General features: G+C 62.3%; 22 protein-coding genes and 1 tRNA gene. 14 read left to right on the top strand and 9 right to left on the bottom strand.

The features are described 5' to 3' along the window. Positions 1-88: 88 nt before the first annotated feature. The 5 genes from HMPREF2765_RS00475 to HMPREF2765_RS00495 all read right to left on the bottom strand — a co-directional run bounded on the left by HMPREF2765_RS00475 (position 89) and on the right by HMPREF2765_RS00495 (position 7,389). Positions 89-162, bottom strand: a tRNA-Pro gene (locus tag HMPREF2765_RS00475). Between the two features lie 109 nt (positions 163-271). Beyond that, on the bottom strand, positions 272-2,152 hold the full coding sequence (locus tag HMPREF2765_RS00480) for an ABC transporter ATP-binding protein (protein WP_049347176.1): 1,881 nt from the start codon (positions 2,150-2,152) through the stop codon (positions 272-274). Beyond that, on the bottom strand, positions 2,152-4,191 hold the full coding sequence (locus tag HMPREF2765_RS00485; RefSeq protein ID WP_049357252.1) for an ABC transporter ATP-binding protein: 2,040 nt from the start codon (positions 4,189-4,191) through the stop codon (positions 2,152-2,154). The genes HMPREF2765_RS00480 and HMPREF2765_RS00485 overlap by 1 nt, the downstream gene beginning before the upstream one ends. After that, positions 4,191-5,204 (bottom strand): metallophosphoesterase, encoded by a 1,014-nt coding sequence (locus HMPREF2765_RS00490; protein ID WP_070604025.1) that lies wholly within the window; start codon positions 5,202-5,204, stop codon positions 4,191-4,193. Before HMPREF2765_RS00490 ends, HMPREF2765_RS00485 begins: the two co-directional genes overlap by 1 nt. A gap of 40 nt (positions 5,205-5,244) precedes the next feature. Beyond that, positions 5,245-7,389, bottom strand: a complete 2,145-nt coding sequence (locus HMPREF2765_RS00495; protein ID WP_070604026.1) for a transglycosylase domain-containing protein — start codon at positions 7,387-7,389, stop codon at positions 5,245-5,247. A 166-nt stretch (positions 7,390-7,555) separates the two neighbouring features. Between HMPREF2765_RS00495 and HMPREF2765_RS00500 the strand changes: the two genes are divergently transcribed. The 3 genes from HMPREF2765_RS00500 to HMPREF2765_RS00510 all read left to right on the top strand — a co-directional run bounded on the left by HMPREF2765_RS00500 (position 7,556) and on the right by HMPREF2765_RS00510 (position 9,595). Beyond that, a complete protein-coding gene (locus HMPREF2765_RS00500; RefSeq protein WP_005504647.1) occupies positions 7,556-7,759 on the top strand; it encodes a DUF4177 domain-containing protein in 204 nt (67 codons plus the stop codon). Positions 7,760-7,944: 185 nt separating this feature from the next. Further along, a complete protein-coding gene (locus HMPREF2765_RS00505) occupies positions 7,945-8,427 on the top strand; it encodes a RidA family protein (RefSeq protein WP_049338331.1) in 483 nt (160 codons plus the stop codon). Beyond that, the gene (locus HMPREF2765_RS00510; protein WP_049338330.1) at positions 8,420-9,595 is read left to right on the top strand and encodes an NUDIX hydrolase; all 1,176 of its coding nucleotides are present in this window, start codon (positions 8,420-8,422) and stop codon (positions 9,593-9,595) included. The genes HMPREF2765_RS00505 and HMPREF2765_RS00510 overlap by 8 nt, the downstream gene beginning before the upstream one ends. 173 nt (positions 9,596-9,768) lie before the next feature. On the opposite strand, the gene HMPREF2765_RS00515 is transcribed toward HMPREF2765_RS00510, so the two are convergent. Then, positions 9,769-10,446: a Crp/Fnr family transcriptional regulator gene (locus tag HMPREF2765_RS00515; RefSeq protein WP_012902921.1), complete on the bottom strand. Its 678-nt coding sequence runs from the start codon at positions 10,444-10,446 to the stop codon at positions 9,769-9,771. Positions 10,447-10,932: 486 nt separating this feature from the next. Between HMPREF2765_RS00515 and HMPREF2765_RS00520 the strand changes: the two genes are divergently transcribed. Then, positions 10,933-12,111, top strand: a complete 1,179-nt coding sequence (locus HMPREF2765_RS00520; protein ID WP_049338329.1) for a MarP family serine protease — start codon at positions 10,933-10,935, stop codon at positions 12,109-12,111. A gap of 80 nt (positions 12,112-12,191) precedes the next feature. On the opposite strand, the gene aroQ is transcribed toward HMPREF2765_RS00520, so the two are convergent. Continuing rightward, positions 12,192-12,632: a type II 3-dehydroquinate dehydratase gene (aroQ, locus tag HMPREF2765_RS00525; protein ID WP_005504658.1), complete on the bottom strand. Its 441-nt coding sequence runs from the start codon at positions 12,630-12,632 to the stop codon at positions 12,192-12,194. A 131-nt stretch (positions 12,633-12,763) separates the two neighbouring features. On the opposite strand from aroQ, the gene nth reads away from it, so the two are divergent. After that, a complete protein-coding gene (nth, locus tag HMPREF2765_RS00530) occupies positions 12,764-13,699 on the top strand; it encodes an endonuclease III (protein WP_070604027.1) in 936 nt (311 codons plus the stop codon). A gap of 50 nt (positions 13,700-13,749) precedes the next feature. Next, the gene (locus HMPREF2765_RS00535) at positions 13,750-14,535 is read left to right on the top strand and encodes an NUDIX hydrolase (RefSeq protein ID WP_070604028.1); all 786 of its coding nucleotides are present in this window, start codon (positions 13,750-13,752) and stop codon (positions 14,533-14,535) included. Between the two features lie 163 nt (positions 14,536-14,698). On the opposite strand, the gene HMPREF2765_RS00540 is transcribed toward HMPREF2765_RS00535, so the two are convergent. After that, positions 14,699-16,696 (bottom strand): bifunctional 3'-5' exonuclease/DNA polymerase, encoded by a 1,998-nt coding sequence (locus tag HMPREF2765_RS00540; RefSeq protein ID WP_070604029.1) that lies wholly within the window; start codon positions 16,694-16,696, stop codon positions 14,699-14,701. A gap of 208 nt (positions 16,697-16,904) precedes the next feature. Here HMPREF2765_RS00540 and HMPREF2765_RS00545 point away from each other — a divergent pair, with 208 nt between their 5' ends. The 5 genes from HMPREF2765_RS00545 to HMPREF2765_RS00565 all read left to right on the top strand — a co-directional run bounded on the left by HMPREF2765_RS00545 (position 16,905) and on the right by HMPREF2765_RS00565 (position 21,829). Further along, on the top strand, positions 16,905-18,524 hold the full coding sequence (locus HMPREF2765_RS00545) for a TadA family conjugal transfer-associated ATPase (RefSeq protein WP_049357239.1): 1,620 nt from the start codon (positions 16,905-16,907) through the stop codon (positions 18,522-18,524). A gap of 40 nt (positions 18,525-18,564) precedes the next feature. After that, entirely contained in the window at positions 18,565-19,818 is a 1,254-nt protein-coding gene (locus tag HMPREF2765_RS00550; protein WP_049340996.1) for a type II secretion system F family protein, read from the top strand. A gap of 129 nt (positions 19,819-19,947) precedes the next feature. Then, positions 19,948-20,637 carry a DUF4244 domain-containing protein gene (locus tag HMPREF2765_RS00555; RefSeq protein ID WP_049357238.1) on the top strand — a complete coding sequence of 230 codons (690 nt, stop codon included), beginning with the start codon at positions 19,948-19,950 and terminating at the stop codon, positions 20,635-20,637. Between the two features lie 156 nt (positions 20,638-20,793). Then, complete coding sequence (locus tag HMPREF2765_RS00560; protein WP_239665160.1) at positions 20,794-21,237, top strand: TadE family type IV pilus minor pilin; 444 nt, start codon at positions 20,794-20,796, stop codon at positions 21,235-21,237. Between the two features lie 7 nt (positions 21,238-21,244). Continuing rightward, positions 21,245-21,829 (top strand): Rv3654c family TadE-like protein, encoded by a 585-nt coding sequence (locus tag HMPREF2765_RS00565; RefSeq protein ID WP_049357235.1) that lies wholly within the window; start codon positions 21,245-21,247, stop codon positions 21,827-21,829. Positions 21,830-21,944: 115 nt separating this feature from the next. Here the strand turns inward: HMPREF2765_RS00565 and HMPREF2765_RS00570 are convergent, their stop codons facing one another. Continuing rightward, on the bottom strand, positions 21,945-24,713 hold the full coding sequence (locus HMPREF2765_RS00570) for a DEAD/DEAH box helicase (RefSeq protein WP_070604030.1): 2,769 nt from the start codon (positions 24,711-24,713) through the stop codon (positions 21,945-21,947). Between the two features lie 176 nt (positions 24,714-24,889). Here HMPREF2765_RS00570 and HMPREF2765_RS00575 point away from each other — a divergent pair, with 176 nt between their 5' ends. The 3 genes from HMPREF2765_RS00575 to HMPREF2765_RS00585 all read left to right on the top strand — a co-directional run. Beyond that, positions 24,890-25,801, top strand: coding sequence for an oxygen-dependent tRNA uridine(34) hydroxylase TrhO (locus HMPREF2765_RS00575; protein WP_049338579.1), 912 nt, complete (start codon positions 24,890-24,892; stop codon positions 25,799-25,801). Beyond that, a complete protein-coding gene (locus HMPREF2765_RS00580) occupies positions 25,801-26,298 on the top strand; it encodes a GyrI-like domain-containing protein (protein WP_005508270.1) in 498 nt (165 codons plus the stop codon). Before HMPREF2765_RS00575 ends, HMPREF2765_RS00580 begins: the two co-directional genes overlap by 1 nt. Positions 26,299-26,525: 227 nt before the next feature. Next, positions 26,526-26,885, top strand: a 360-nt coding sequence (locus HMPREF2765_RS00585; RefSeq protein WP_141749069.1) for an LLM class flavin-dependent oxidoreductase, incomplete at its 3' end; no start/stop codon positions are given.

Here is a 26,885-nt window from a genome sequence, read left to right on the forward strand (position 1 = left end):
GTAGGGGGTCGCCTCTATGTGCTCAACATCTGCAACAGAAATACTGCGGGTACGACAAAGCCCCGGTCCAGAGGACCGGGGCTAGCTGTCGGGATGACAGGATTTGAACCTGCGACCTCGTCGTCCCGAACGACGCGCGCTACCAAGCTGCGCCACATCCCGATGTTGACCTATCAGCGAATACCGTAGGCAACTCACCTAGGATAGCCCAAAAAAATTCAGAACGCAACACAGCGGCACGCCACCGGTCGAGGAGTGGCAAATAAAGGTTCTAGGCTTCAGCCTCCTGAACCTGATTCAGCTCATCCCACGAGGCGTACATCGCCGCAAAACGACCGCCAGAAGCAATCAGCTGCTGCGGGGAACCGTCCTCCACTACAGAACCCTCATGAATCACCAGCACACGATCAGCACCCAGAACCGTCGAGAGACGATGCGCAATCACCAGCGCCGTACGCCCCGCCAAGACGGTTCGCAGCGCCGCCTGCACCGCACGCTCACTCGGAATATCCAGCGAAGCCGTCGCCTCATCCAGAATCAGCACCCGCGGGTTAGCCAAGAACACGCGAGCGAAGGACACCAGCTGACGCTGACCCGCCGACAGGGTAATACCGCCACGACCTAGCTGCGACTCGTAGCCGTCGCGCAGACGCTCAATGAACGCGTCAGCGCCCACCGCCTTTGCGGCAGCCTTGACCTGCTCATCGGTCGCTTGCGGGTTACCCATGCGGATATTCTCCAGAATCGACGCGGAGAACAGGAACACCTCCTGGGTCAGCATGAGCACCTCACGGCGCAGCTGCACATCCGCCAGCTGGCGGACATCCACGCCGTCAATACGCACCTGACCGGCTGAGACATCGTAGAAACGAGCTACCAGCTTAGCGATAGTCGACTTACCGGCACCCGTAGCACCCACCAGCGCCACGGTCGTACCCGGCTCGATGCGCAGGGTCGTCTCCTTCAACGCGTGACGATCCGACGTGTACCCAAAGACCGCCGAATCCAGCTCCACCAGGGCGCCCTGAACTTTGCCGGACGCGCCCTCAGCAGCACTAGACTTAGATGCAGACTCGGCGGCAGACTCTACAGCGCGCTCATGCGGATGCTCCGGCTCAGCAACCTCCGGCTCCTCAGCCAAGAACGACGACAGCTTCTCCAGCGCGGACATCGCCGACTGGAACATGTTGTAGAACTCAGAGAGCTGCATGACCGGCTCAAACACACGGTTCGCGTAAATCACCAGCGCCAGCAGGGTACCGATCTGCATGGTGCCGCCCAGCACCGCATAACCACCCAGCACCAGCGCACCGGCAATAAACACATTGCCCAAAAGCATCAGCACGGGTGAGTAGACGCCGAAAATCTTAATGGAATCCATCACCGCAAGGCGGTAACGCTCCGACGCCTGAGCGTACTCATAACGCATCTGCGCCTCCGCACCAAACGCCTTCACCGCACGGATACCCGTAAAAGTCTCCACAAAACGGCTCGTCAAATGCGCAGACTCGGTACGCATCGTACGGAAAACCGGCACCGCGGTCTTCTGGAACCAGCGCGTCAAGAAGTAAATCGGTACGCCCATGACCAGCATGAACAGACCAATACGCCAATCCAGAAGGAAAATAGCGACCGCAGAAATCACCATGGACAGCAAGGTAATCGCCAACTGGCTGATGCCGCTGTCCAAGAAGCTGCGGACCGTATCAATATCGCTGGTCAAACGCGAAATGACCTTGCCCGAGGTGTACCGCTCATGGAACGACACGCTCAGCGACTGCGCGTGGCGGAACACCCGCTTACGCAGGTACACCACCACGCCCAGCGACACACGCACCGTGTACGCCACGTTGACCCACGAAAAAATCGCGGTCACCGCGGTAGCCGCCACAAAAAATACCAGCAGGGTCAGCAGGGGAGAAACGTCACCCTGCTTGAGCGGCTCAATGGAACTATCCAGGACGCGGGCAATCAGAATCGGCGCAATCGCCGAGGAACCCGAGACCAAAAGCACCGAAATAATCGACAGAGCCAACGCCCCACGGTGCGGGCGCAACATCTGGCGCAGTAGAGCCATCGAGCGTTCACGGGTCTCCGCGCGCTCCTGCGGGCTCATCTGCTCCCGCGGCTCCGCCGGACGATGATGGGCCATTAGCCCTCCTCCATCGTCATCAGCTGACGGTACTGCTCCGAAGAGTCCATCAGCTCAGCGTGAGTGCCCTCAGCGACCACGGCACCATCAACCATCAGCAGCACGCGGTCAGCCAGAGCTACCGTGGAGGGGCGGTGCGCCGTCAACAGGGTAGTAGCGCCACCCAGGCCCTCCAGACCCTCACGCAGGCCGGTAATAATACGCTCCTCGGTGTTCACATCCAACGCCGAGAACGGGTCATCCAGCAGCAGCACGGAGGGGCGCTTCGCCAAAGCACGCGCCAACGACAGACGCTGACGCTGACCACCCGAAAGGCTCAGACCCTCCTCACCAATGACGGTATCCAGACCCTGCGGAAGCTCCGCCACGAAATCGCACGCAGCCAGCTGCAGTGCGGTCTGGAGGGTCGCCTCCAGCTCTTCTGCGGCGGGGTAGTCCTCATCCTCGGTGCCGCGCTCGTACTGCTCGGCAACGCCCATCAGCACGTTCTCGCGGACCGTGCCGGAGAAGAGCACCGCCTCCTCAAAGACGAACGCGGTCTGGGCGCGCACCTCCTCAATGGACATGTCGGCGGTATCTCGGGTGCCAAAACGCAGGGAACCGGAGGTCGGCTCGTAGAAACGCGGCACCAGCGACAGTACGGTCGACTTGCCGCTACCTGTTGCACCCACCAGCGCCAGAATCTCGCCCGGGAAGACCTTGAAGTTTACGTCCTTCAGCACGGACACCTCGGGTGCCTTCGTCTCAGAAGCAACTTCAGAATTCGCCTCAGTGGTAGACTCAGCCGGCGCCTTGGCAGCATCGTAGCTGAACTGAACGTGATCGAAAGTGACAGATACTGCGCCACCGCTGGGGTACTGCATAGTTTCCTTCCCGGAGCCGCCCTGAGCGGACACTCCAGCTACTGTTGACGAATCAGAAGCACCCTGCGGATGCCCGGGCACAGACACAGCCGCGGAGCCACGAACCAGCGGCACCGCCTCAAAACCGGGCTCGTCCATAACCTCGTTGTGGCGTTCCAACGCCACCTTATAGCTCAAATAGGCAGACATCAGCGCGGTCGAGCGCGTCACGTGGCTGAGCACGGTCGTCTGCACCGCAAAGTAGGCGGTCATCGCGCCCAGGCTCAAGGTGCCCGCCGCAACCTGCGAAGCGCCCACAGCCAGCGCCACCGCCGTAGAGACACCCACAATCATGCCCTGGTACAGGGCAACACGAGCCACCAGCATCGACCTGCCGTACTCGCGCACCTGTAGGGCGTCCACCGACTCGGAATATTCCTGAATCTGCTCGGGGGAGCGGCCCAGCGCCTTAATCACGCGGATGCCGCGCACCGACTCCTCAATACGGGTGGAGAGGTCGCCCGTCATCTGCTGAATCTCATGTGAAGCGCGGTAGTACTTGCGGGTGAAGTTCACCAGCGACAGCACCAGAATAGGCACGGTCACCACGAACACCAGCGCCAGAGACGGCGAAGAACGCAGCATGAAGAAGCCACCGACCAGGAACATCACCGCAACAGTCAGTATCTGAACGATACCGAAAGACAACCAACGGCGAATCGTCCCCAGATCGCTCATGGAGCGGGTCAGCAACTGACCGGAGGGCCAACGATCCAGCAGAGAAAGCGGGGCGCTGAGCAGGCGGTCAAAGAAATTCATGCGCATGGACAGCTCAATCGTGGAGGTCGGGTCCACAATCAGCCAGCGCCTCCAATACATGAAGGAGGCGTGCGCAATACCCAGCAGAAGCACCAGGCCGCCGGCAATCCAGATGGCGCTCTCGGTGGTGCTCTGCGAGAGATGATCCACAATAATCTGCAGTACCTGCGGGATGGAAATCTCAAGGGCACCGGCACCGAACGCCACGAGCAGACCCACGCCCCAGCGCACACGAATCGGACGCGCATACGCGGCGAGAGTGTGCGGGGCACGCTGACCGTGCGCGTAGTCGATCGGGTCGGGGGTCGGTGCGCTCGCCGTCTCTAAGAAAGGGTTACGGCGGCGCTTAGTCGTGCGTGCTGTAGAAGCCTCAGACATTAGCGGCGGCCACCTTTCGAAGCGTCGGCTTCACCCTTATCGCGAGCCGTGAGGGTCACCAGGATTGCCTCCGGCGGGCAGAACAGACGCACCGGCGCAAAACGAGAGGTGCCCAAACCGGCAGAAACCTGAACCGGAATACCGGACTGCTCACTGACACCCTTCGCACGCGAAGGCGGCAAATCGCAGTTGCTGACCAGGGCATGACCGCCGGGCAGACAGACCTGACCGCCGTGCGTATGACCGGCAAAAATGGCCTGCGCACCGTCCTGCACGAAGCGGTGCAGGGTACGCATATAGGGGGCGTGCGCCACGCCGATACGGATGCTCGGCTCGTTCCCCTCATCGAAGGCGCCGGGAGCGAATCCGGGGTGCTCATCGTAACGCAGGTGCGGGTCATCCACACCGGAGAACTCCAGGCGCAGACCCTTGAGGTTCAGCGTGTCGTAGCGGTTAATCAGGCCCGTCCAGCCGCGCGACTCAAAGGCGTCGTGCATCCGCTCAATGGGCAGGGCTACACGCGAGCCTTCCTCAATCATCTGCGGGGTGCGCGGCTGCCACAGGTAACGCGCCGGGTTCTTGAACACTGGCGCGAAATAGCAATTCGAGCCGGGCACAAACACGCCGGGGAAGTACATGAGCGGGTCGAGCGCCTCCAGCAGTGGGCCCATACCGTCCACGTGGGAGAGGTTATCACCCGTGTTCATCACCAAATCCGGCTCCAGGGCAGCCAGCGAGTGCATGAAGTCAATCTTCTTCTGCTGGCCCGGAATCATGTGCATATCCGAAATATGCAGAATCCTAAAGTCGGGGCTCCCGGCGGGCAACACCGGCAGGGACTCGGTGCGGAGCTGAAAATTATTCAGCTCAATAAAGTGCCCATACGCCGCCGTGGCGGCCCCCAAGGCTGCAGTGGCGGCTACCGCCCCCGCTACCTTCTTCAGGAGCGGGGAGGAGCCGCGTGCGCCGGGGACCGCCACGGGGACGCGGGCGTTGACAGCGTTTTCACACATTATCAATCGCCTTTCAGGCTTCAGCTGGTGAGCTGTGATTCTAGCTGTACGACAGAATCTTATCGCTGGGGGTGGTGAAGTCCTTCGTGTTGTACTTCGGAGCCATCGTCTTCATGAACGACTGCCACTGTGCACCCGCGTAGGTTGCACCATCGACGTACTCGAGGACTCGACCGTTAATGCCCACACCGTTCAGGGAGCGGAAGCCGAGGTTGTTAGAACCAACCCAAGACGCGGTGGACAGGCCACGAGTGTAGCCAACCTGCCAGGTCTGGGAGGAGTTATCGTTCGTACCGGTCTTCGCAGCCGAACCGTTCGGCAGACCAATACCGCGCTGAGAAGCGGAACCGCCAGGCTGGATAACACCCTTCAGAACCCAGCTGACACCGTTCGCGATGTCCGGATCCAGGACCTGCTCGCACTGGTTCTGGTATTCCTTCATGGTTTCACCGTTGGTCTTGGTGATCTTCTCGATGGGGCGCGGGGTGCAGTACTTACCCTCGGAAGCGAAGATAGCGTACATGGATGCGCTGGTCAGCGGGGAGATACCGTACTTGGTACCACCAATGTTGGTACCCAGGTCGGGGATGCTGTGTAGCGGTTCGCCGGTACCGTCCAGGGCGTGCATCTTGATGGACAGGTCGTGCACATCGCACAGGTCAATCTGGGAGAGCATGCCGTACAGGTACGAGTTCAACGACTGGCGAATACCGTACGCAGCGGTACCGTAGGTCAGACCGCCGTTGACTGCGTTCTTATAGGACCAGCCGTTCGGCTGACCGGTGTAGTAGTACTTACCGCCGTCGTAGCACTTGGCGTTCCAACCGAAGCTGGTGGGCCAGAACAGCTGGGTACCGTTCACGGTAGCGTTAGCGCCGCGGCCGCTGATGAGCCACTGAGCCAGAATAATCGGCTTGAACGTCGAACCGGGCTGGAAGCCGCGGGTACCACCGTAGGCGCTATCAACGTTGTAGTTGTACTCGGTCTTGGAATGGTCGTTTGCGTCAGCCGGGGTGCCGAGCTCGGTGTTCTGTGCCATCGCGATGACGCGACCGGTACCGGGCTCAACACTGGTCAGGGCGGAGTTCACGTCGTTCCAGTTGGTTGCTGCCGGCTGGGTGGAGTCCACAGCCTGCTTAGCCGCGGTCTGAGCCTCGGGGTTCAGGGTGGTGATCACCTTCAGGCCGCCACGCTTGATAGCGGTGTTACGCAGCTCAGCGGTTGCGCCGAGGGACTCATCCTGCAGCAGGTAGTTGACCACGTAGCGGCAGAAGAACGCCTTATCGCCTGCCAGGGAGCAACCCTGGGACTTGGTGTGGACGTTGAGCTTAATATCGCTGGCGATAGCGTCGCTGTATTCCTTATCGGTAATCTTGCCGTCGCGGAGCATAGTGCCCAGAACGATGTCGCGGCGTTCACGGGCGAGTTCGGGGTTCACGGTCGGATCGTACACGTTAGGTGCCTGCACCAGACCGGCAAGAAGCGCGGACTGTGCCACGTTCAGGTCCTTAGCGGAAATACCCCAGTAGTACTGTGCAGCAGCCTCAACACCGTAGTTCGAACCACCAAGGTTCACGATGTTCAGGTAGCCTTCAAGGATTTCGTCCTTGGACTTGTTCTGCTCCATAGAGATCGCAAGCTTCATCTCGCGAATCTTTGCGGCGTAGGTCTTGTTACCGTTCAGGGTTGCGGTTGCGTCCTCACCACGAGCCACAGCAGAGTCAACAATGAGGTTGTTAACGTACTGCTGGGTCAGGGTGGATGCACCCTGACGGCGGCCGCTGTTGGAGTTAATGATGTTGTTCAAGAACGCACGACCAATACCGATAGCGGAGACAGCACCGTGATTGTAGAAATCACGGTCCTCCACCGAAACGATAGCGTCCTTCATGTGCTGAGAAATCTGATCCAGCTTGACCGGTTCACGGTTCTCTTCAAAGAAGGTCGCGATTTCGGTCTTACCGTCAGCAGCGTAAATAGTAGAAGGACGGGAAGAGATGCCATCGGCAATGTCGTCAGGAAGGTCCTGGAACCATGACATCGACGCGTTCGTGACCATACCCAAGCTCACGGCAGGGGGTACGACAATAATTGCCGCGAGGAAACCGGCAATCACGCTGAACGCGAGGAACTGCAAAAAATCTCCCGGACGGCGACGCGAACGGGTTTTCTTAGATGAAGCCATTCATTCAGTTTATCCCATGAAACTGTGAGAGAAAGCCCGTCGCGGCACCCCACAGGGACGCGGGTGCCTCAGCCCTGAGAATAAAGCCCCCAAAAGCGCCGGACATTGACCGAAACCATAGTAAATCCCTTTTACTTATTCGACCCTGAAAGCTAGTCTAGAGGGTATGAAGAAATGGGAATACGCAACTGTACCGCTGATGATCCACACGACCAAGGCAATCCTCGACAACTGGGGTGAAGACGGCTGGGAGCTCGTAACCGTTCTCCCCGGCGCATCCGCACCTGCTGGCGCAACCCCCGCGTCGAACATGGTCGCTCCGACTCAGGGCAACCCCATCGCCTACTTTAAGCGCGAGAAGGCTGACTAAGAGCAGCGTACCCGGCGGTCACCTCGCTATCCCGACTCTCCTATAACTAGGGGATTGCGGGAATAGATGAGGCAGACCGCCGGTTAGCCGTTTAACAGCTGCCTGAATATCAGTAGCGTTTAGATTTACAGCATTTCCCCTATCACCGTTTGGGTGCCAGCACCCGCCATCCTTCTGGAGTAATCATGACTGAATCCCGTATTGAAGCACGTATCCGCGAACTTGGTTACGAACTGCCCGTAGCACCCGCCCCCGTTGCAGCCTACGTTCCGGCTGTTACTTCCGGCTCCTACGTGTACACCTCCGGTCAGCTGCCCTTCGTTGACGGCGCCCTGCCCGAAACCGGTAAGGTTTCCGACTCCGGCGCTGAAGGCTTCGTGACCCCCGAGGATGCGAAGAAGTACGCGGGTATCTGCCTGCTCAACGCCCTGGCAGCGGTCAAGTCCGTCATCGGCGACCTGGACCGCGTGCAGCGCGTCGTGAAGGTTGTCGGCTTCGTGGCATCCGAGGTAAACTTCACCGCTCAGCCCGCCGTCATTAACGGCGCCTCCGAACTGCTCGGCGAAATCTTCGGTGAGGCAGGCCAGCACGCCCGCTCCGCCGTGGGTGTTCCCGTCCTTCCCCTCGATTCGCCCGTAGAGGTCGAGATCATTGTTGAATATGTCTAAGCTGTACACCGGCGCTCTGCCGCTGTCTGCTATTCGTGCTGCCCAGGCTCAGCGGGCAGCGCAGGACGCTCCTGACAAGACTGCATACACCAAATCCGCACAGGACAACGGCACCGCCCAAAACATCAAGAATCTACCCCTGCCGGTGCAGGAACGCCGCTTCGGCACCCCCACCCCGGCTGAGGGCGTGGAGCGCCCCCGCATGTTTACCGGCCGCCAGTCTGTGGCTAACCCTCGAACCTCCTGCATCCAGCGTCTCTACACGATTCCCGAGTTCATGCGCACCGCCGCCGAAAGCTGGCGTGAAGGCGGTAACGAAGGTGCGACCGGCTGCACGATGCGCCAGGCGGCATCCGTCATTTTTGTGCGCGACGGCGACAACGGCCTCGAAACGATTCTGACCTACCGCCCCGGCACCTCTCCTCTGGGCGTGGTCGCATTCCCCGGCGGCACGGCTCTTCCCGGTGATGATGAGTCTGCCTCCTGGGTCGGCCCCGGTGCCGAATACTGGGAAGAGCAGTTCCACTTCTCCGATATTGCTCAGGCACGCCGCAGCGTCATGGCTGCCGTGCGTGAATCCTTTGAAGAGACCGGCATTCTGCTCGCTGGCGAGGACGATCAGGACGTGGTGGAGCGCTCCAGCACTCCCGAGCTCATGGCGTGGCGTGAAGCGGTTGCCGAGCAGGACAAGAGCTTCTCTAACTTCTTGGCCTCCAGTGGTCTGAGCGTGCGCGCCGACCTGTTGCGCCCGGTCGCGCGTTGGCAGTCCCCGGACTTCTTCCTCAAGCGCTACGACATCGCCTACTTCACCACGGCGTTGCCCGTCGGTCAGGACCCGAAGCTGCTGCTCGGTAAGGGCGTGTGGGGTGACTGGCTGAACGTGCGTGAACTGCTCGAAGCCAAGGACACCAGTGAACTGGGCGACCGCATCGGCCAGCCCAACACGGTGGGACGCACCCTCGACCAGCTCATCACCCCCGGCGTGATGTGCCTGCTCGAATCCCTGGCAAAGGCCCAGACTTCCGTGGCCTGGCTGTCTAAGCGCCGCAATATTGAGGTGAAGAAGCCCGTGCTCGTCACCCACAACGGTGCGTGCATGCTCTCCTTCACCGAGGTGGTTCCGGCTACCACCGGTTCCATATACACCGGCGCGATGGGTGTGCTCTAACAGGTTTGCTCCAACAGGCCTGTTCTAATGAGCTACCGCAATGCTCGCTCGTATGATGAAGCGTTAAATAGATTAGGAGCCGTTTCCCCATGCAGAGGGAAACGGCTCCTGATCTATTTAAGCTGTGCGTCTTTCAGCGAGGGCGTCCTAGAATGCCCAAGCTCAAAGAGGCTTTAGCGGGAACGCTGGCGCAGGCGGGGCAGGTCCAGAATGACAACTGCGCGTGCCTCCAGGCGGATCCAGCCGCGGGAAACGAACTCGGCAAGAGCCTTGTTCACGGTCTCGCGGGATGCGCCAACCAGCTGTGCCAGCTCTTCCTGAGTCAGCTCGTGAGCAACGAGCACGCCGTCGGTTGCGGGGCGGCCGAAGCGGTCAGCCAGGTCCAGCAGCGCCTTAGCGAGGCGGCCGGGAACGTCGGAGAAGACCAGGTCAGCCAGTGCCTCGTTAGCGTGGCGCAGGCGGCGAGCCAGAGTCTTAATAACCTGATCGGAGATAGTGGGATCGAGCTGCTGTGCACGCTTGAAGGACTCGTGCTTGATGGCAGCCAGGCGAGTCTCAGAGACAGCCACAGCGTTGGTCGAACGGGGCGAAGGATCGAAGAGAGCCATCTCGCCGAAGACGTCACCGGGACCCATGATTGCAACCATATTCTCGCGGCCGTCAGCGGCGGTGCGACCCAGCTTGACCTTACCGGAGAGTACAGCGAAGAGCTGGTCGTCCTGGTCACCCTCGTAGAAGAGGACAGCGTTGCGGGAGAGGTCAATCTCCTGAATGTCATCGGTCAGCAGAGCGAAAGCTGCGTCGTCGAGGTTAGCAAAGAGAGGGGTACGACGGAGGATCTCGAGATCCATAAAGTTCTCCTAGATGTGAGGTGATGAGCCGAAGCTCGTAAATGTTCAGTGAGTGAGCCCGAACCGGTGCCATGCGTCTCAACATCTGAAATGTGAGAAGGCTCAAGCTAGTGTGACATATTCAACTGATATGAGCGTACCCTAAAAAAGCTGTTTGTGCATTCCGATAGGGCGAGCTTTACAGCAAAAGTTATTTCTTCCGAGAAAATTCAAAGCTTACCCACAGGTTCAGCACCTAATATCAGGCATTCAGGTGTGTACTTTTTTCGGTACCAAGCACGCAGACACCCTCATGACCAGGAGGCGCACCGCCTCCACACACGGTACGATGCGACGAGGCAGAAACCCGAGCCCAAAACCCCGGGAACACAAGCCCGCCGCACCCACCACTGGGTGTTAATGCGCCGCCACACTCACCGGGCACAGCCCGCACCAACCACATGGGCACACCGTGACCACTTCTACCCACCAAGGAGGCAATTAGTCGTGACGACCGGCATCAACCTGCTTGATATTGCTATCCCCATCATTCTGCTGCTCTACTTCCTCGCCGGAGTCCGCAGCGGATTCTTCACCACCCTCGGAACCTTCCTCGGCCTGGGCCTGGGCGTCTGCGCCGCAGCCTGGCTCGTGCCCCTCGCCGTGGCATCCGTGGGATCCCAGTGGAGCCTCATTACCGCCGTCGGTGTGCTCATCATCTGCCTGACCATCGGACAGTGGCTCGGTATCCTTGCCGGGCGCACCATCCGCCGCGTCACTGACATCACCCCGCTCAAGGGCATTGAACGCTTCTTCGGCGGCGTGCTGAACCTCGCCGCCTGCGCCCTGGTCATGGTAGTGCTGACCATCTCCATGCGCACCGTACCCATCCCGCAGCTCAACACTGCGCTCAGCGAATCCAAGACCCTCTCCTGGATGGTCGCCTCCACCCCCGAGGTCGTCAAGGACCGCATCAACACGGTACGCAATGACGTGCTCGCCTTCGGAACCATTCCGGAAGTCAGCCAGCTCATCGCCCCCGAAACCAGCGCCCCCACCCAGACGGTAGAATCTGCGGCACTGGACCGGGCGGCTGCCTCCGTCGTTGAGATTCTGGGTGCCGCAGAGCAGTGCGGCTACACCTCCACCGGCTCCGGCTTCGTGGCGGACAACGGCCTGGTCGTCACCAACGCCCACGTGGTCGCCGGCGTGACCTCCCCGGTCGTGCAGGACTCCCGCGGCCGCACCTGGCCCGGCACCGTCGTCTACATGGATACCGAACAGGACCTCGCCTTCATCAGCGTGCCCAAGCTGCCGCTCGAACCGCTGACCATCGGCACCAACGCCACCGCAGGTAGCCTTGTAACCTTCATGGGCTACCCCAAGGGCGGCCCGTTCAAGGCACTGCCCGCCACCGTGCAGGGCATCGGCAACACCCAAACCATCGATGCCGACACCGGCCGCGCCAACGCCATGCGCCAGGTCTACCAACTGGCAGCCGACGTGCAGCACGGCAACTCCGGCGGCCCCGTCCTCGACGAAAACGGCAACGTGGTCGGCGTGATCTTCGGTAAGGCAACCACCGGCCAGACCGGCTACGCCATCACCGCAAGCACCCTCAAGCAGGCACTGGCTGAAGGTGGCGACAACACCGCCGCAGTCTCCACCGGCACCTGCCGCAAGTAGCTAACAAAAACATTCAGGCTCCCGAACCTCTAGCGAGGAACGGGAGCCTGAACTATTTAACGAAAGGAGGCGGCGCGCTGTTATTCCGCCAGATGCTGCGCCAGGAAATCAACCGCCATGACATAGCCGTACGCACCCGCACCGGCAATCACCGCGGTAGCCTGCGGCGACACAAACGAATGATGACGGAACTGCTCACGACGATGCACATTCGACAGATGCACCTCAACCACCGGAAGCTCAGCCGCCTCCAGTGCATCATGCAGCGCCACCGACGTGTGGGTGTACGCCGCCGGGTTGATAATAATCGCCGCGCCACGAGTACGAGCACGCTGAATCTCATCCACCAGCGCGCCCTCATGATTCGACTGCATAAACTCAACATCAAAACCATGATCCGCCGCGCGCTCACGCACCATACGCTCAATATCGTGCAGAGTGGTGTAGCCGTACACCTCGGGGCGGCGCTGCCCAAGCAGGTTCAAATTCGGTCCATTAAGCACAAAAATCGTATCTGACATAAAACCAGTGTGGCACAGCTGGCGCCCGCTGAGCGCTAGCCGGCGCGAACTGCCCAGAAAATGATGGGGAGCGGGCCAAGTACGGTGAACCTCGCTACCGCCCACACGCCCAAGCCCGGTACCCTCGCGCTATGACCGAGAACGCCACCCGCACCGAAGTAGAGAACACCGCGGCAGAAAATAACGCGGCTGAGAACAACGCGGCAGAGAACGCCGAATCGCTCCTACAGATCCGATTCGTTCCCGAATTCAAAGCCGCAGCCGCCGCACGCCGCCTCAACGCCCGCGCACCCGAAAGCCACCTCGCCACCGTGCGCCGCGCCCGCAAAATTAACCGCATCCTCGGCGAAACCTACCCCTACGCCGTCGCAGAACTCGACTTTGACAACCCCTTCGAGCTACTCATCGCCACCGTGCTCTCGGCACAAACCACCGACGTGCGCGTCAACTCCGTCACCGGTGCACTCTTCGCACGCTACCCGGACGCCGCCGCGCTCGCCTCCGCACGCACCGAAGAGGTCGAACCCTACATTCAGTCCCTCGGCTTCTACCGCGCCAAGGCACGCTCCATCGTCACCCTCTCCCAGCAGCTCGTCGAACGCCACAACGGGCAGGTTCCCTCAACCCTTGAAGAGCTCGTAGAACTCGCCGGAGTCGGCCGCAAAACCGCGAACGTGGTCCTCGGAAACGCTTTTGACGTGCCCGGACTGACCGTAGACACCCACTTCGGCCGCCTCGCCCGCCGCATGGGATTTACCACCGCAGACGCCCCCGAGATAGTCGAAAAAGACGTCGCCGAACTCATCGAACGCAAAGACTGGACGCTCTTCTCACACCGCATGGTCTACCACGGCCGCCGCATCTGCCACGCCAAAAAGCCCGCCTGCGGCGTATGCCCCGTCGCCGACCTCTGCCCGTCCTATGGCGCCGGGGAAACGAACGAACAAGCAGCACGTAAACTCATGAAATACGAAATGGCACCCGGTCGAGAAGATCTGCACCTGCGATTCCTGCAGGGCGCAACCCGCCGCGAACTCATGGCAGAAGGCTACCCGCTCAGCGCCTAACGGCGACTAAGCCGAACCGGAACGCAGCCGCGCAGAAGAGAGGTACACAGATGAGCGCACCCGAGCAGTCGGTACAACCCGAACAGGCTGGGCAGGATGCACAGCACCCCGCCCAGCAGGCACTGGCGGCTCTCGCAGAGGGCGGCGTGGAATTTGACGTCCAAGCCCTACTGCGCAGCGCACCCGCCAGCCCCCTCAGCAAAGAAGCCGCCGTGCTGATCCTCTTTGGTGTGCTTGACAACTCGCCCTCCACCGGCAAATTTGACGGCTGCCCCGAAAACGTCAGCGCCGACCTGGATGTACTGCTCCTCGTACGTGCCGCAACCCTGCGTTCACACGCCGGTCAGCCCGCCTTCCCCGGCGGCAAAATCGACCCCGAAGACTACGCGCTCGCCGAAACCACCGGCGAACCCGTCGCCCACATCGCCGCCCTGCGCGAGGCGGTCGAAGAAACCGGGCTCGACCCCGCCGGCGTGCAGATCCTAGGCCAGCTGCACACCCTGCCGCTACCCATCAGCAACTTCATGGTCACCCCCGTCATCGGCTGGTGGAACAGCCCCGTACCCGTCGAGGTCGTCGACCACAACGAGTCCGCGCTCATCGCCCGCGTGCCCGTGCGCGACCTGCTCAACCCCGCCAACCGGCACACCGCCTACGTCAAACGCGGCCGCACCTCACACCGCACCCCCGCCTTCGAGGTGCGCATGCTCGGCGGTGAAGAATTCACCGTCTGGGGATTCACCGCAATTCTGCTGGACCGGATCTTCGACTCGCTCGGCTGGACCGTGCCCTGGGATACAAAAAAGATGCGCCCGGCACCCGGCTACGAGGAGTAACTACGAGGAGTAAAACCGGCTGGAATAAATACCTGACCAGCGGATACAGGGTGCAGAATAGTGCGCAAATAGGGGCGGCAGATAGCTTGAATGAAGCTACCTGCCGCCCCTATTTTCACCCTTGTACGGTGCCGCTTATGTGCGGCTGATTATTTACCGCCGATTATTTGCCGTCCGCGTAGTTGCGCACCCGCGCCACCGACACCGGAAAATCAACCGGCACCCGACCGAAGAGCAGACGTGCCGCCTCCGCAGCGCCCTCACGCACAATACGTTCCACGCGATCGGCCTCCAGCTCGGGACCGCACAGCAGAAGCTCATCGTGCAAAAAATACACAATGCGGGTGCGCATCGGCATACCAAAAATCCGCTCCGACAACAGGCGAGAACGCACCGCGCCCATCCAACACAGAGCCCACTCCGCCGCTGTACCCTGCACAATAAAATTGCGGGTCATACGCCCGTGCGCACGTGCAGTCGACACCGCACGCGACTCAGCCGCCGGCGAAGACCGATCAGCCACAATCTCACGGAAACGCTCATCCACCGGCGGGGACGTACGACCCAAAAAAGTCGTCACCTGACCGCCCGACTCACCAATACGAGCCGCACGCTCCGTAAACTCCATCGCCTGCGGAAAAAGCGCCGCCACATGCGGCAACAGGGCACCAATCTCACCGCTGCGGCCGCCATACATAATCGCCAGCATGCCCACCTTCGCGTGGGAACGCTCCGTCAAACCCACACCCTTCAGGCGCGCCAACTCGGCAATACCCGCATACAGGTCAGCGCCACGACCCGCCGAAGCGAGCACCTCATCACGGCTCAACGCCGCCAGAATACGCGGCTCAATCTGCGAGCCATCCGTCACCGTCAGCACCTGACCCTCCGGCGCCTGCACCGCCTGACGAATCTCCGCAGGCAGCTGCAACGCACCACCGCCAGAAGCGCCCCAGCGCCCGGTCGCGGCGCCACCCACCTCAAGATGCGGGCGGAACGCGCCCTCAGAAACCCAGGTATCAGCCCACGTCCAGCCGTTAGCAGTCCAAATGCGGTACAGCTTCTTATAGCGCAGAATCGGGTCAATCAGCGCCCAACGCTTCTGCCGCTGAGCCGGAATCGCATCCGCCCAACTCTTCAACTCCCACGAACGCGTAGACTTCACCGAAACCCCCGCAGACTGCAGAGCACGCAAAAGATCCTGCGGCGAATCCGGATTCAACGACGGCATAAACAGCATGCGCTGAATCTGATCCGCCAACTCCTGCATCTTCTGCGGACGCTCCCTAGGCACCGGGCGCGGACCCAACAACTCGCACAGATGCTCATGATGCGCCTGCACATTAAACGGGATGCCGTAATAGCCAATCTCAGCCGCAACCAACGCACCGGCAGACTCAGCCGCCGCCAAAAGACGCAGCCGTTCCGGGTGCCTCGACGCACCGATAGCGCGCGCCTGCGCCAACCATTCACGCATCAGCACACGCACCACCGGATGCTCCGGAAGCAGGGTCACCGGGCCCGCCGCCAACTGCGGGGTGAAAGGCTCATGGGGCGCCGCCTCAAGGAAATCGGGGGAGGAATCTGCGGGGGACTGGGTGGCGTTGGTAGCGGGCGCACTCAAAAAATCGGCGCCGAACAGCTCCTCCTGACCCTGAATCTGCCGCGCCACCGGCAGATACCCCTGAGGCTCCACCGCCTCACGCACATCAGAAAGATCCAACACCGGGCTGTACTCCACAAAACCGCTCGGATGCGTAGCGGCAGTCACCAAAATTCGCTGCACCAGACGCAAATCATGGCACAGATGCACCCGCACCCCGCGGCGCAGAAGCAACGGGTCAACGTGGCGGGTATCAGCCCAAATCCAGCGGGGGAAACGCGCCTGCGCCGAATCTGCCGCCTGCCGCTCTACCTCTCGCACATACGCCGGAAGATTCGCCGCACTCACCCGATCCGCGCGCGTAATCCGCGGAATAAAGGTCGGGTCCTGCAACTGCTCAGCGGTTGGCGCCGAAAAATGAAAAGCACCCCACGAGGTCACCGGCTGAGCACCGCGCGAGGACGCACCCGCGGCAATAGCCGAGGTGACCGGGTGCGCGGGGGTGCCGGTCTGGGCGGTAATACCCGCGCCGGTGGCAGGACTGAGCAGAACGTACATTCTTCCATTATCGAGGATGTGTCGGTAGAACGGGTGGTGCGTGGTTATCACCAGAATGTACGAGTGGTTTGTCATAAAAGCGCCGGATGCGTGCGTTTTGTTCGTTTGAGGTGCGTGCATCGTGGATATTTCGGGGTGCGCGAGGAGTTATCCACAGAACGCTCATTCTCATAAAAATTCGGGGCGGGCGCAATGCTCTCCTAGAGCCATGAACCCCTCCAACAATCCCGCCGAGCACGCAGTCAGCCACACCGCAAACCCTAACGGCTACCCGACCCGCACTGCGCAGAGCCCAACCGCGCAGAGCCCAACCGCGTATGCGCCGGACACCCGCGCGCACTCGTTGCCCGCTCTGCTCATTCCCGAAGACTATCGCGCCCGCGCCGTTGCCCTGCACGCCCGCGAACTGATTCTGCGCTCGCCGCAGATGAGCACTATCGCCCTGGGTGGTTTTAGTGGCGGATTCGGTGGTGAGCTTAGCGGCGGATTTAGTGCCGGGGTCGAAAAGACGGTCGAGAAGGCAGGGGAGCGGCCGCCCGCAGAGGGCGTGGTTGCCGCGGGCAGTGCAAACGCTGCGAGTGCCGCGGGCGGTGGGCTACTCCAAGAATCCCAGCCCCTCCGCGAGATTCTCGAAAACGCCGTGGACGAGGCAATCTGCTCCATCGACGGCGGACACCTGGGGAACACTCGGAGGAACGCCTGGGGGAACGCGAGCGCAGAAGGAACGGGCGCAGACGGAACTAATGTGACGAAGCCCCGAAAATTCCGTGTCAAAACTGCACCGCCCGCGCCCGCCTCCTGGAGCTACCCCAGCGTGGAATACGTGCCCGTCAACCAGCAGACCGCGCTGCGCTACCTCGCCGCGGAACTCTACGGCCTCGGCGCCCTCGAACTGCTCCTTGACGAGAGGCAACGCGCCGGAACCATCACCGATATCTACGTGAACTCGCCCTGCGATATCTGGGTGGGTATCAACGGAACCACCCGCCCCGTGGCGCTGAGCCTCGGCAATGAGCGGCGCGTGCGTGACCTCGCCGAGCGGCTCATCCGCAGGCACGGCGGGCAGCTGGATGCCGCGCATCCGGCGGCTGACATCAGCGACGAGCACGGCAAGCGCATCCACGCGATTATCCCGCCGCTGAGCGAACGCACCCGGCTCTCCGTGCGCCTACCCGCCCGCGAGCGCCCCACCCTGGCGCAGCTGCAGGCCGCGGGGCTGTGCGATGAGGCGACCGCCGCCTACCTGCACCGCATGATTGCCGAACGCCGCGGATTCCTCATTAGCGGGGGCACCGGCACTGGCAAAACCACCCTGCTCAATGCCCTGCTGGGGCTGTGCACGCCGCAGGAGCGCCTCATTCTGCTCGAAGACACCCCGGAACTCGCGCCGCAGCATGAACAGGTTATTGCCCTCAAAACCCGTGCCGCCAACTCCGAAGGCGCCGGTGAAATCGGGTTGGGTGAGCTGATTGTGCAGGCGCTGCGTATGGGCCCGGATCGGCTCGTGGTCGGCGAGTGCCGCGGTGCGGAGGTGGTGCACCTGCTGACCGCCATGAATACCGGTCACCGTGGCGCCGGAACGACCCTGCACGCCAATAGCGCGCAGGCGGTGCCCCTGCGTTTGTGCGCCCTGGGTGCGCTCGCCGGACTGGATAGTAGAACGGTCGCTCTACATACGGCGACAGCTTTTGAACGCATTATCCATCTGGAACACCGGGACGGACGCCGCCGCATCGAAGGCATCTACAGCCTGCACCCCGCAGTTGAGGGGAGCGAAGAGTATCTGCAGGTCAGGCGTATTTCTGTGGGCTCCGAAGTTGGGTACTAGCCCCCGTAAAGGGGAAACGGAAAACGTGAAAGGAGGAACCATGAAAAGGGAAGAAACGAGTCGAGGAAGCCTTCGCGAACGCTGGGCTGAGCACCTCGCCGGAGCAGCCAGCGCCGAGGAAATGCGCATGTGGCCGCTCATGCTACGCACCCTCGCCCTGAACCTGCGCGCCGGCATTCCCCTGCAGGAGGCGGTGCACGCCGACCCTGGCACCGGGCAGTTTGCACAGTTCGGGCAAAACGAACCGGTGCCGGATGCGGGGAAAATGCACGCGAAGAAAATAACAGCCCGGAAAAGCGCTGGGAAAAGCGCCCAAGCTCGACGGGCACGAGGCTTCTCGCCCCTCTCCGAAGACTACGGGCACAAGCGGTGCGCCGAAGATATCCGTCGTTTCACGCAGGCGCTTGCCGCACTTGCCTCCTGGGGCGCACCCGCACACCTCGCCTGCGCCCAGCTACTCGAAAACAGCAGCCGGATGCGCCCGCACAGCCGCGACCGCCTGTACGACCTGCAGCTGAGCCTGCGTATGAGCGAGAGCGCCGGTGCGCCGCTCGCCACGAGCCTGGAACGCGCCGCAGAACACGCCGAAGAACGCATCGACGCGCTCCTGGGGCGGCAGAGCGCCCTTGCCGCGCCGCGTGCCACTGGCAGGATTCTCTCCTGGCTGCCGCTGCTCGGCCTCGGCTTGGGGGTGCTCATGGGAAGCGACCCCGTGGGCGTGCTGACCGGGTCCATTCTCGGAGCGCTCACCGGCATGCTCGGGCTGGGGCTCGCCTTCGCCGGGCGCCGCTGGACCGCCGCGCTCGTGCATCGGGCGGAGGTGGAGAGCACACGAGCTGGGCATACAGGAGGCGAGCAGGCCTTGAATGCACCGACTGTTGATACCGCCCTCGTGCTGGAACTACTCGCCGCGCAGTTGAGAGCCGGGCTTGCACCGCTCGCCGCCTTGGGTACCCTCTCTGAGGCGCTCAACAGCCGAGCGTTGCATACGGTCTGCCAGCGCCTACAGATGGGCAGTAGCTGGGGGAGCGCCTGGTCGGGCTCCGCTGCGGGAACCTTCGGTGAGCTGCGGGACGCGCTCGCTCCCGCCTACACGGGTGGCGCACCCAGCACTGCGCTGCTGCTCTCCCTTGCCGATGCGCACCGCCTCAGCGAGCGCCGCGCGGCAGAACGCGCCGCCGGAAAGCTCTCCGTAGCGCTCGTGGTACCCCTCGGGCTGTGCTCGCTGCCCGCCTTTATCTGCTTGGGTATTGTGCCCATCATCATTTCGCTACTACCCACGCTGACCGGCTAAAGAACCATGCGCATAAGCGCTGTTGACCAGCTGAAATGCCGAAAAGTTTAGACCCTCGCCCATCTGCAGCGAACGCGGATGAGCACCCACCCCGCCCCGAATGAACGGGGCACAACGAAAGGAAAACCAATGACGAACACCCTCTGCGAAGCAATCCGCCACGACCTGCACACTGCCGATGTTCCGGTCGGCACTCCGGTCAACGCCCCGGCCGGTGCTCCGGGTGGCATTCCGAGCGAAATTCAGCCCGCCGCACCCGGCGCAGAGGCGCAGACCATTCTGGGCCCCGTGCCGCTGTCCGTTGCCATCGCAACCACCATGAAGCAGTTGCGCGAAGAATGCCCCGAGCTTTTCGCCGATACTGGGCTCTTCAGCGATGCCGAGTTTTTCAATGATGCTGAACTTTCCGCCGGCGCTGAACAGAAGCATGCCGGCCCCAGGATTGACCCTAACGAAATGGAGATTGATATGAACACGAACAGCCTGAGCCCCGAGCAGGCGCTGACCATTGCCCGTGCGCTCGCCGAGGGCTGCACCCTGGACGAATGCGGCGCCACCTGCCGCAGCCTGGGTGAGCACGCGCCCGGCTGCACCGAATATGTACCAGCTGAGAGCGACGATAAGGTACTCGAAGAGTACGCCCCGGCGGGGGACCCGGAGGAAGGCGCCTCCACCGCGGAGTACGGCATTGTGATGCTCGCGGCGGTCGGTTTCGCGGGCCTGCTGGTGCTGATTCTCAAGTCAGATGAGGTGCGTTCCATGCTCCTGGATATTGTGCGTAACGCCCTGTCCATTGCGGGCAATACGGGACTGCTCTAGAGGCCTTAGTCTAGAGGTATTGGAAAACCCGCCGTAGGGTTTTGTCCCTAGATGCTAGGTTCTTTGGAAAATCAAGCCAGAAGGGAGGAATAAAGAATGAACGCTCATGTGAATTTGGGTGCTTTGCGGCGCACTTGCTCCGCAGGGAAAACCAGTGTGGACCCGACACTCTCGACCCCGCACAAGAGCCCGGCAGAAGAGGGTGTGATCACCGCCGAATTTGCGGTCGCCCTACCCGCCGTGACGGTGGTGCTCGCCCTCTGCCTGGGTGCCGCCTCCACGGGGGTTGCGCAGCTGAAGGTGGAGGAGTCCGCGCGAACGGCTGCACGAGCCGCCGCCCGCGGAGACTCCGAGGCGCAGATTCGCTCCGCCGTCAGCCGCATCGACCCTGCGCAGAGCGTGCAGATTTCTGTTTCTCCTGATGATGTAGCCGCGACGGAGGCGGGGCGCACCCGGCAGGTGCACGTGCGGGTGAGCCGCCCCGCCCCCGGTGTGATTGGTTCGGCAACCGGCTGGGTGCTGCGGGCGGACGCCCACGCCCGCGTTGAAGCCGGCGCTGAAAACGATGCTGAAAACGGTGCGGGTCATGAAGGTGAGTAGAGCCGCTATGGGTCCCACCCCGAAAACAGCCTCCGAGAATCAATACCCCGAAGCGGGTAGCGGCACCGTCCTTGCCCTCACCATTATTGCCGCGCTACTGGTGGTGACCGTGGTGATTGCCGGGCTCATTGGGGTGGTGTCCGCAAACCGCAGGGCTTCCGCGGCCGCCGATTTGAGTGCGCTCGCGGCGGCAGACGCCTACCGCGGGCTCACCGAGGGGGACCCGTGCGCGGTCGCGGCGGATCTTGCCGAACGCCACGGCGCGCACCTGGAATCCTGCACTTTTCCGGATCGCCCCGAAACGGTGGAGGTGACGGTCGCCGTCCCGGTCGCGGGGCCCATGGGTGCGCTGGGCCCGGCGAGGGTGCGTGCCCGCGCAGGGGCTGAGCATCTCGAAGAAGGGCGCCCCGAAGAAGAGCACGCGGCGGGCAACGTGGAGGAGCTGAGCCCCGATGAGGTAGCCGAGCTGGAGGAAGAGCTGGAAGCTGCGCAGGACTCAGCGCCCGAGCCTCCCGCACCAGAAAGCTCCGCAGAATCAGAGAATCCAGTTGAGCCAGAAAACCCGCCTGAGCCAGAAAACCTAACCGACTAGGCTATTTACGTTCATCGGGAGTTGTCATTCCGGTATGCTCTACCCCCCCCCCAGCACGCCCCGCGCCTCCTGTACGCCCCGTGCCTCCTGCAGTAATCTACGCCCCTGTAATAACCTACGCCTCCGCCATACTCTGCAGCATCGCCTGCAGTAGCGCCCGCGCGCCGTGCTTGCTGAGCGGCTCGTTACGGTTGCCGCACTTGGGCGAGTGCACGCAGGAGGGGCAACCGTTTTCGCATCCGCAGCTTTCAATCGCTTCGAGGGTGGCGCTCAGCCACTGCGCAACCGCGTTGAAGCCGCGCTCGCTAATGCCGGCGCCGCCGGGTGCGGCGTCGTAGACGAAAATGGTGGGCCTGCCGGTGTCCACGTGAAGCAGCGTGGAGAGTCCGCCCAAGTCCCAGCGGTCGCTGGTGGCGATGAGCGGTAGCAGCCCGATGGCGGCGTGTTCGGCGGCGTGCAGGGTGCCGGGGCCGTCCTCTTCGGTCACGCCCGCGCCGAACAGGTAGCTGGGCTCGAAGGTGAACCAGACCGCCTCGGTCATGAGCACTTCCGGCGGCATGGGTTGCGCCTCTTCGCCCAGGTATTCGCCGCCGTAGACGGAGAAGCGCCGGTAGCCGGTGACCTGGTCGGTGACCTGAACCTGCCCGCGGTGCATGGTGAGCGGGGCGAGCTGCTGTGCGTCGGTTTCGGGGGTGGAGATTGCGGGAACAGGCTCGCCGGGAACCGCCTCCCCAACCATGTTGTGCGCACCGTAGCTGACCCTCGCACGCTCTGCGAGAATACGCACCTCCGTGCTCTCAACGGCGCGCGTGTAGTAGTCCGGGTAGACGTGGCTGAGCAGAATCACGCGCTCGCCCTCGCTGAGGGACTCGACCACGTACTGCACGCTCTGGTGAATGTAGATCGCGCCGGGGTGCCCCTGACTCATGGCGTGCGCGGCGTCCATCGTGCCGACGAGGGTGCCGTCTTCGGCGTCGATGAGCTGGTAGGGGCCGCCTCCGGTGCCGCGAATGTCGACCAGGTCGGCGGCGGATTCGGCGTGTGTCCAGTACCAGCCGTCCGGGCGGCGACGCAGGTACCCCTGCTGCACCAGCCGGTCCAGTAGCGCGGCGGTGTGCGGCCCGAAGAGACTCAGTTCTTCAGCGCGGATGGGTGCCTCCTGCGCTGCGGCGCACAGCTGCGGTGAGAGCACATACGGGTTCGTCGGGTCGAATACGGTTGCCTCAACCTCCTGCCCGAAAATCGCCTCCGGGTGGTGCACCAGGTAGGTGTCGAGTGGGTTGTCGTCGGCAATGAGCACTGCGAGCGCGTCCTGACCGCTTCGACCCGCCCGGCCCACGCGCTGCATGAAGGAGGCGCGGGTACCCGGCCAGCCCGCCACGAGTACGGCGTCCAGTCCGGAGATGTCAATGCCCAGCTCCAGTGCGGAGGTGCTCGCCAGGCCGAGCAGTTCGCCGTTGCGGAGTTTGCGTTCGAGTTCGCGGCGCTCTTCGGGGGTGTACCCGGCGCGGTATGCGGCGACGCGGTGGGCGAGGCCCGCCTCCACCTCGTCGAGGTAGCGTTGGGTCTTCTGCGAGAGGATTTCTACGCTGCGGCGCGAACCGGCGAAAACCAGGGAGCGGGTGCGGGAAAGCACCAGGTCGGTGAGCATTTGCGCGCCCTGCTCCACGGGGGAGACGCGGCGCGGCGCCTCCTGCTCAGCCTTCGACTGGACCGCCTGCTGCTGGGTGCTGCGGGTGCCCTTGGCGAGCTGATCGTGCGCCTTGGGCGGCATGAATTCGGGCTCCCAGAGTGCGACGGTGGTTTCACCGCGTGCGGAGGTGGACTCGGTAATGGCGGTGACCGCCTGCTGCGGCACGCCGATGAGCTTGGAGAAAGACTCGACCGGGTTGGAGCTGGTTGCGGAAGCGCCGTAGAACACGGGCACGGTGCGGTAGAGTGCGCAGACGCGGCGCAGGCGGCGCAGCAGGTTGGCGATGTGCGCGCCGAAGACGCCGCGGTAGCTGTGTGCCTCGTCGAGCACCACGTAGCGCAGCCCGCGCAGGAAGGATGCCCACTGCCGGTGGTTGCTCAGGATTGAGTAGTTGAGCATGTCCGGGGTGGTGAGGATGAAGTTGGCGTGTTCTCGGATCCAGCGGCGTTCGCCGGTGGGGGTGTCGCCGTCGTAGCTTGCCGCGTGGAGCCCTGGCAGGTTGTAGGAGGTGAGGGCGGTAAGCTGGTCAGCGGAGAGCGCCTTCGCCGGTGAAATGTAGAGAACGTTCGCTCTATTATTAAGGTTTTTTGCCCCGGAATACGCGGAAGTTGAGCTCACCGGCTCGCCACAGGATGCACGATAAATAGCGTCCAGGGTGGGCATTAGGTAGCTCAGAGTCTTGCCCGAGGCGGTACCCGTCGCCACGATCACGTGCCCGCCGCTGCCTGCACTCTTCGCACCTTCGACGTGCGCGGGAGTCGGTGCTTCAACCCGCTCAGCCTCAATCCGCCCCGCCTGCCAGCCGTAGCGCGCCGTACTCGCCGCCAGCGCCGCATCAAGACCCGCATGGGCGGCGTCTGCCGCCTGCACCTGGTGGGCGTAGGGGTCGGCAATACCGAGCGATTCGAAGGCCTCCACCACGCGCGGATGCAACCACTGCGGCCACGGCGCGTAACTCGCCTCCCTGGCAGCAACGGTGTGAATATGGGTCACCTGCTCGGGCAGGGTTCCGGTGCGTTCTGCCTCCGGCAACAGGGACGCCAGCACCTGCTGTGCGCTCGCGGGCAGCTCGCGGTAGCGTAGCGTTTTTGGGCGCGCCGCAGACTGCCCCTGCTCGGGCTGGTGTACAGACTGGTGCGTGGGCTGCTGGTTGGCGTTCTGCGAAGGGGTGCTGTGCGGCATGGGTTCCATTGTAGAGCGGCGGGCTACACCCCGACCTGCCGCCGGTCATGTGCCGTCCTGAATCTGTGCCCCGTGCCTGTCTGAACCCCGCCTCGGCACCGCTTTTGTGCTGCCGACCCCGTAGTCAGCGCGCACATATCAAAAAATCTGCATGCTTTAGGCGTATATGACGATAAAATAGTTTCGTGGCTCAAAATAAGATTATTCTGTATTACCAGTTCGCCCCCATCGCCGATCCGCAGGCGGTCATGCTCTGGCAGCGTGCCCTCTGCGAGAAGCTCGGCCTGCGCGGGCGCATCCTCATTTCCAAGCACGGCATTAACGGCACCCTCGGCGGCGAAATCAACGCGGTCAAGGCGTACACCAAGGAAACCCGCAAGTACCCCGGCTTCAAGAACATGGAGTTCAAGTGGTCCGAGGGTGGCGCGGAGGACTTCCCCCGTCTGTCCGTGAAGGCACGCGACGAGATTGTGGCTTTCGGTGCTCCCGACGAGCTACAGGTGGACGAGAACGGCGTCGTTGGCGGCGGCGTGCACCTGAAGCCTGAAGAGGTTAACAAGCTTGTTGAAGAGCGCGGCGACGAAGTGGTCTTCTTCGACGGCCGTAACGCATTCGAGGCGAAGATTGGCAAGTTCAAGAACGCTATCGTTCCCGACGTGCGCACCACCCACGACTTCATTCGCGAGATTGAGTCCGGCAAGTACGATCACATTAAGGACAAGCCGGTCGTCACCTACTGCACCGGTGGTATTCGCTGCGAGATTCTCTCCGCGCTCATGAAGAACCGCGGCTTCAAGGAGATCTACCAGATCGACGGCGGCATCGTGCGCTACGGCGAGAAGTACGGCGATAAGGAACTCTGGGAAGGCTCGCTCTACGTCTTTGACAAGCGCATGCACATGGAGTTCACCCCGGACACCGTCACCATCGGCAAGTGCGAACAGTGCGGCGCCCCCTCGAACAAGTTCGAGAACTGCTCTAACGAGAACTGCCGTGAGCTGGTTCTGCTCTGCCCCGAGTGCGCAGCTGATGACGCGAAGCGTCATTGCGTGCCCGAGTGCTCGGTGGACCGCGAAGCAGCTGAGGCGAACGCCTAATGGCAGCCGCTAAGGGCGGCGCGGTTCAGATTTCTGAACCTCGCATTGAGGAGCACCCGGCGATGGTCGTTGCCGGCGTTTCGCAGGTGTTCCCCCTGGATGGCGATTTCTCCTCGCTGTGGGATGAGCTGAATCAGAAGGCGTCCCCGGCGATGCTGGATGTTCTGAAGGTGACCCAGTACCTGGGTGTGTGTACTCAGCCGAACCCGAAGGGCCAGGTCCGCTACACGGCGGGCTTCCTGGTGTCGGAGCCGGCGAGTGCGGCGAAGCTTGGTCTGGGCGTGCTGGAGTTGCCAGCGAGCACCTACGCGGTGGTTGAGGTGACCGGCCCGATTTCGGAGTCCATTCCGGCTGGCTTTGCGAGCTTTGAGGAGGCGTTCTTCGCGAAGAATCCGCAGTACCGCCCGGTGGGTGGCCTTGAGGTGTACGGTCGCGGCGATATGCAGGCGGCTGATTACCGTATGGAGCTGTGGGTTCCGCTGGTGAAGCGTTCCTAGGGCAGTTTGTTTCTGCCGGTTATAGTTGCAGTTTTAGCTGTTGAATAGAAGGGCCCGGTGGTGCGATGTGCTCGTGCCGCCGGGCTTTTCGTGTCTACTTTTAGCCGGGTAGGGGCTTTTGTGACACTCCAAAACAAAATTACTTGACATGTAAAGTATTTGGGTTTAGATTTAAACCACCAGCCCGGCACTACACGAACCCGGGCGCAACTCGCTAAGGAAAAACAATGAGCACCCCCGCCAACCCCACTAACCCCGGCACCCCGCAGTTCGACGAATCCATCCGCATCAGCCACCTCGAACCCATGCGTGGCGACGAGAAGAAGCTCGGCTTCCTCTCCTTCGGCCACTGGGCTGAGGTTCCCGGATCCCGCGCACCCTCCGCTGCAGAATCTCTACACCAGGCAATCGACCTCGCGGTAGGTGCCGAAGACATCGGACTGGACGGCGCGTTCTTCCGCGTGCACCACTTTGACCAGCAGCAGGCAACCCCCTACCCGCTGCTCTCCGCAATCGCCGCCAAGACCGAACGCATCGAGCTGGGTACCGGCGTGATTGACATGCGCTACGAAAACCCGCTCTACATG

Source organism: Rothia sp. HMSC062H08, assembly GCF_001810775.1.
Classification (GTDB): Bacteria; Actinomycetota; Actinomycetes; order Actinomycetales; family Micrococcaceae; genus Rothia.